This window comes from Capnocytophaga sp. oral taxon 324 str. F0483 (assembly GCF_000318315.2).
In the GTDB taxonomy this organism is placed as follows: domain Bacteria; phylum Bacteroidota; class Bacteroidia; order Flavobacteriales; family Flavobacteriaceae; genus Capnocytophaga; species Capnocytophaga ochracea.
The window spans coordinates 15,713-22,014 of sequence record NZ_KB291536.1; the positions used below are offsets into that span (position 1 = coordinate 15,713).

3 protein-coding genes are annotated in these 6,302 nt (G+C 40.0%); all 3 read right to left on the reverse strand.

Going from position 1 to position 6,302, the window contains the following annotated elements; genetic code table 11:
* Nucleotides 1-443: 443 nt before the first annotated feature.
* The 3 genes from HMPREF9072_RS11040 to HMPREF9072_RS11050 all read right to left on the reverse strand — a co-directional run bounded on the left by HMPREF9072_RS11040 (nucleotide 444) and on the right by HMPREF9072_RS11050 (nucleotide 5,926).
* The gene (locus HMPREF9072_RS11040) at nucleotides 444-1,952 is read right to left on the reverse strand and encodes a DUF6850 family outer membrane beta-barrel protein (RefSeq protein ID WP_232300852.1); all 1,509 of its coding nucleotides are present in this window, start codon (nucleotides 1,950-1,952) and stop codon (nucleotides 444-446) included.
* A 101-nt stretch (nucleotides 1,953-2,053) separates the two neighbouring features.
* Nucleotides 2,054-3,262: a DUF4876 domain-containing protein gene (locus tag HMPREF9072_RS11045; RefSeq protein ID WP_009411780.1), complete on the reverse strand. Its 1,209-nt coding sequence runs from the start codon at nucleotides 3,260-3,262 to the stop codon at nucleotides 2,054-2,056.
* 30 nt (nucleotides 3,263-3,292) lie between these two features.
* Nucleotides 3,293-5,926, reverse strand: a complete 2,634-nt coding sequence (locus tag HMPREF9072_RS11050; RefSeq protein WP_009411781.1) for a TonB-dependent receptor plug domain-containing protein — start codon at nucleotides 5,924-5,926, stop codon at nucleotides 3,293-3,295.
* Nucleotides 5,927-6,302 lie beyond the last annotated feature (376 nt).

Here is a 6,302-nt window from a genome sequence, read left to right on the forward strand (position 1 = left end):
CATTTGTCACTCGTCATTTCTTCCTTTTTCCGTCATACTCCCTCCTAGTGCCTACGGACTAAGGTCTATCGCCTATTTCTCTTTCTTTCGCCTCGAAACCCCATTTTTAACATTTTTAGCGTTGTTGTATTACACTATTAATCAATTATTTGTATACCCTTTCTATACCAATCTTCCAAGATTCGTATAAGCTTCCTATAAGCTCTCTATAAGCTAACTACATTCATCCTCATACCCTTTTTCCTTCAAAATCCCTCTCAGTCTACTTCTGATATTTTTCGTTTTCCTCCGAAGTCTAAACCCCTTCTCTGAGTCTCTCCGAAATTCTCCAACTAATTTCCACATTTCCTAATTTTCTAATTTCCTCATTTTCTAATTTTCACATTTTCTAATTTCCTAATTAATAACCCACTGCTCGCATAGTACTCCCCCTTATATCAAACTCAGAAAGTAAGCCCTAAACTAAATTGATGAAAAGTATTCACTTTTTGACTCGCAAATACTCCTATTTCACTGTTAAACCCTACAAAATAGCTTAATGAAGGCGAAAGTTTGTGATGGTATTGCAAACTCACCTCAAAACGCTGTCGATCCGAAGCAAGAAAGCGGGCATTATGCAAAAGCATTGTGCTGAGCTCAGCTTCATTGCGGTCATTGCGCAATAGATAATTCTCGTGTAATACTTTCCGATACCGATACTGCACGCCTGTTACCCCTATACTCTTCTCCCCTAAGGGTGCTACAACACTTATCGTCATTCCAACATTCATATAATCAAAATACTGAAAACTCCTCGCCAAAGTATAATCCTCACGATAGGTTTCATAACTCACATAAGGCATTATACGATACTGCACAGCATTGTCGAAACCAAAAAGCACACCTAACTGATATTGCTCGCATTTAAGGGTATAGTTTTTGTTCTTCGCAATAACCTCCGTCCAATTGTTATTGCGCCCCGAGAGGATAGGCTCTACGCCCTTTTTACTTTGCTGATAATATCCTAATTTAAATCCGTAGTGATAGTGAGCACGACGGAACAATTTGGTAAGTTCTGTATTGAGTACCCTATTGGTCAGGGTTACTGCAACAATCCCATTGTCATCAGTCATATACTTCTCAATCGTCAGTTGATGGTAATCCCCTGTGAGAAAAAAGTCGTCCGCCCTGCTGATAGCCATTCCTCCACCATAACCATAACCTTCGTAAAAAGCCCTTAGTTTATTGCCTTTCAGCAAATGGTTGTAATACCCCAAGCCATTGAGGTGGTACACCGTAGGCAACCCTAATTCGTTAAAGAACCTCAGTTCGTTTGATTGGGTATATTTCACAAAAGTGCCATAAACACCCATCTTCCACTGCATTACCTTCCACATAAAACCCGATCGCAATTGCAATTGCGAAGTAATATCCTTAGGACGCGGGTCTTTATCCCTACTTGCTAATTCAGCTTGGTAATTCAAGGAGATGCCCCAATGCAGGCATTGCCATTGTTTGGCAAAACCACCCGTAAAGGCGTATTGTTCGCTGTGCAAATCTCCCCCTATGGCATCAGCAGTGAAGTAAGGATACAGCAACTCACCATCTAACGACTCGTTCCAGCGAATGTGCTTTAGGGTTCGATTTATATACGACGCATCACCCCAAAGCGTACGCGTGCTGTCATAAGGAAAATAAGAGTTCGCCTTTACTGAGAAAGCAGTATGACCTTCAGGATACTGTTGGGCATACGCCTGCTTATCGCTTCCCTCGTAAGTTGTTTGCACCGACGAAAAGCGATATTTTCCCCAATCTGTCATTGCTGCCGGATTCTGAAAGTAAGTGTTGTAAATGCGTTGAGCACTTTGTTGCTCTTTCAGTTTCAGCAGGAGAGTATCAATAGTATCTTGCCCCCAAGCAATCATCTCGCAGAGAAAAAATAAAAATAATATGTTGAGTGGACGATGTGTCAATTCTAATTCATTGATTTGTCAATAAAAAATGCTACAAACTTTGCCAAAGTTTAACTTTGGCAAAGTTAAATCTGCAAAAGCAATATTTCACTCTTCACTTTTCACTTTTTAAGTGTAGGTGTAGTGAGGATTTCGAAATCTTCAGTAGAGTTGTTAGTATCTTTAAAGATAGGCTTACCATTGTTTTCAGAAAGAACCTTGCGGCGTACAGATTTGCCATAACGGGTTTTGTCTCCCTCATCTTTAGTTACATAAGTATAGCCTGAATCCAAAGAAGTATCGGTCACCAACCATTCGAAACCTTTTTCAGTACTTAGATTTACGGCATCTACTATCCACTCATTAGGAATTTTCAACGTACTTCCTGTCTTTTTAACTATTTTGCCTTTAACATTAACTTCATATTCATAGTCATATCTAAGCGTAGAAGTAGCAGTACCTTCTGGGAAACGCGCTATCACATAGCTTCTATTACCTCGATTATTGAATATGAGAATACCATACAAATTGATGTTATTGGTAACAGTAGGGCTATCTATATCTTTTACTCTTGGAGGATAATAATTCTCAAAGTTAGCTTTGCTCAAATCTAAAGAATTAGGATTGTTTTCTTTATGGTTAATTCCTTGTTCAGCAATAACAATAGAAGCACCTGGTTGCACGGGATATTGAGTGCCTGTACCAGGTATTTGCACCATACCTTCTACTGCAAAGGCCTCTTTCATTATATTGGGAGTGTAATCTCTTTTGGTTACCGTTAAAAACTTAGAATCTGCTAATACCAAACCATCGGCGTAAAGCACCTTATCGGTATTGTTATAAAGTTTGATATACTGGTCACCAAAGTATTGTTTTCCTTCAGGAGTTAAAGTGCCAACAAAAAAGATTTCTTCTATAATAAAGTCATTACCTTTAGCTTTGATAGATAAAGGTACTTTAAAGGAGCTATCGCTAAGCACATCTATTTTGCTAACGAAAGCACTGAGTTCACCTGCTACGGTCTTGCCATCAAGGGTATAAGTAGCAGTGGTGGCAATGCGCAGTTCATAGCTCCCCATCAAAAGAGGAAGGGTTAATTCATTTTGAGAAAGATTGGTAAAAATACGTTCTACTTTCTCATTCTTGTTGAGTTCTGTAAGAGTAAGGGTGAGCGTACCATACCGAACATTGGTTACCTTATCAGGATTTTGTAGCTGAAGGGTAAGATTGCGTGTTGTAACAATGGTGTTGATATTATCATCATCCTTCTTACAAGCGTTTAAGAGCACTAAAGTAAGTGCTAAAGCTAAAAGTTGTTTTAAATGTCTCATAATATGTTAATTTATTAATTTGCTAGTTTACTAATTTGCTAATTTACTCTTCCCTAAAGAAATGTTCATCTCCATTCCAAAATAGGGGTTGATAAGTCCACGACGGTTGATGTATTGTCTGTTCACACGGTAGTCCTCGTAAAAGTTGAACAGATTGTTTACATATATCGAAAGGGTAAAGTATTTATAGAATTCTTTTGATATTTTTAGATGTATGTTCATTGATAGTGGAGTTCTATCACTGAGACTTATAGTTGTAGGGCGTATGAGCCATTGCAATACGGGGTCACTCGCTTCTGTCCCTGTATATGGGTGACGCACGCCATCTTCACTGATGTAGTGAGTGGGCACACGACTAAGAGATGGACTGCTGTTGATAACATACCAAGTGAGGTCGCAACGCACAGAGGTGATGAGATGCAGTTCAGGAAGGTAAGTGTCGGCTACGAGACTGGTTTGTAACTGTTCACAGTCGTACTTCTCCATTTCAGGATATACTCCCAGATTGTAATATTTGCGGTTGTTGATGACATCTTTATCGGCAGGACGATATACAGGTAATGAGTTGTAATACAAGCTGTTAAACCACGCACCACTAAGGGTAAAGCGAGTGTTGAGCAATTGTAGGCGTTTGCTACTGTACTGAAATTCCACCCCTTGTTTATCGATAGCTGAGCCATTGCTCTCCATATCTGAGAGTATCAGGGCGTCTTGCACAGTATAGGGCAGGTTTTCTACCAAAGGAGGGGCAGTAATTGCATTGTGATTGAGCCCTGTAGCATCGTATTTTTTATAGAATACCTTGTGATAATCGCTCATCTTTCGAAAACCCGATTGCATACGCTCGTCGAAATAGGTGATAAACAGCGAATGGTGGTCGTATTCCAAGCCAAGGCGCACTTCGGCTTTGCTGTTCACCGCGGGCATAATGCTGTAGTTCACTTGCGGGAAAATATACGTTTTATAGTGCAATTGGCGGTATGCCCTTTGGTTGTGATAGTAATTTAGCTGAACAAAATCTTCGTATTTTTCTTGAGGGTAGAGCATCTCTTGAGTAGGGAGTTTGCTGTGTTTTCCCCAACCACCTGTAAGACTGATACTGAGAGCTTTTTGGTTAGTAAATTCAATTTTAGGGAAAGTAACTTTCATATTCACACGTGGGTCGAAACACACCTTGTTATGCAATGTGTAGCGTGAATCGAGTCCTAAAAGGGTGTTGGCACGCAAACCGGCACGCAAGAAGAAATCGGTATGCCAAAAGGTTTTTTCTAACTGTTCTTCAACATAAAAAGACATATCCTGCATCGCGGGAATACTCTTGAAAGCACGCGGACGTGTAGTCATTTCGGGTGAAGGTGGGTGCGCCAAATCGTATACCTGACCCAGACCGTTGTTTTTGTTGTAGTTGTAAGTAAGCCCTATAAGAAACTCGTTAAGGAATCCTGCAAAACGTTTATAACCTCCTGCTGCAAAGTCGGTATAAAGGTGTAGCGGTTTGCCATCTATGAGCAAGTGCGACACATAGTTAGGGTCGGAAAATGCGCCATAAAATTCACCTGCTTCTGTGTTTGTGAAGACAGGGCGCGCATTGGTGATTTGCACCCATTTGTCTTGTTCAATACGGTCAAAACTCTGCGAGTAACTAGTTTTGAGTACCAATGTTTTGAAGAATGTTTTGTGGAGTTCCCAACTCAGCCCATTGGCGATACGGATATTGTTGTAAGTAGATTGATAAGCATCATAGCGATCAAAACCTACATCGGGGTCGCGTTTTTCCTTGTCGATAGTGCCCGTATAGTCGATGCTGAAATTCCACGTAAGCGGATTTTCGGTATTAAAGTGTTTTTCGGCACGAGCCGAAGCAGTGTAACGTTTGTAGTTTTCAAAGCTGTTACGTGGGTCGGGTTGGGAATCTAAATAATCCAAACTGAAGTTGAGTTTGAGACGATTTTCAGTAAGTTCAAAGCCTTTGCCTATATAGAAAAGTTTGCTAAACCCATCGGCTTTGGCACGCGCCCTAAGGGGAGTATAGCCTTTTTGGCGGTGAATTGTTACTACTCCACTGCTGATGTCACCAAATTTCACCGATGGAATACCACGTATAATCTCCACTGTTTCAATATCATCGGTAGCAATGGTGCGCATATCTACCCCTGAGCGGGTAGTGTTGCGCTTCTCATCGGCGTAATTCGATTGAGGGGTGATAATCATTCCGGTACCTACTGTAGATTGCATATTGTTATTCACATCTAAGGGAACACCATCAATATTGAAGCCTACGCCTAAAGAGGAAATACTATAGTCGTCCATAGGCGTTCCTGTTTGCCTGAGAGTGAGCGTATTGGCATAGTTCAGTGAGGGAGTCGTAACTTGCCGACCAGGGAGCAAACTCACCAAATCGGCAAAGCTGGACGGCTGAAGGTGTCGCATAGCTTTGCGATCGATAAGCGAAGTAGAGGTAGCAGCAGGAAGTTCTTTGGCAGTTACTACCACTTCTTCTAACTGAATAGGCTGTGTAGTATCAGAAATAGTAGTAGGAGAAACAGTGGTGAGAGTTGCAGTTTGAGCGTGAAGAGTTGAGCAAAAAATAGGAAAAGCAATGAGTACCAAAGAGATGAACCTTTGGTATCGTAATGATTGTGTATATTTCTTTTTACTTTTCATTCTTCACTAAATAGGACTGCAAAGGTAGTACTTTTTTGAATTATATAAAACAAATCTAAATAATATTAATGTCAAACTTATAAAAATACTTAATTTAACATCTGTTAAATATAACAGAATACTATTTTTTCAATCGCTTTTGCATCACTATATTACCTCTCGTCGAATACATTTAACCCTTGCACCTCTTACTATCCTCTTCCTTCCATATCTTTTAAAGTTTTCCCGAAACCTCCAATAAGTCACTTTTGCATTTATTAAATTCCAAATTTCCTAACTCTCAAATTGACTAATTCTCTAATTTACCCTTCCTTTTCTTTCGTCTCGAAACCCTGTTTTTGGCATTTTTAGTGCTGTTGTATGATATTATGAATCA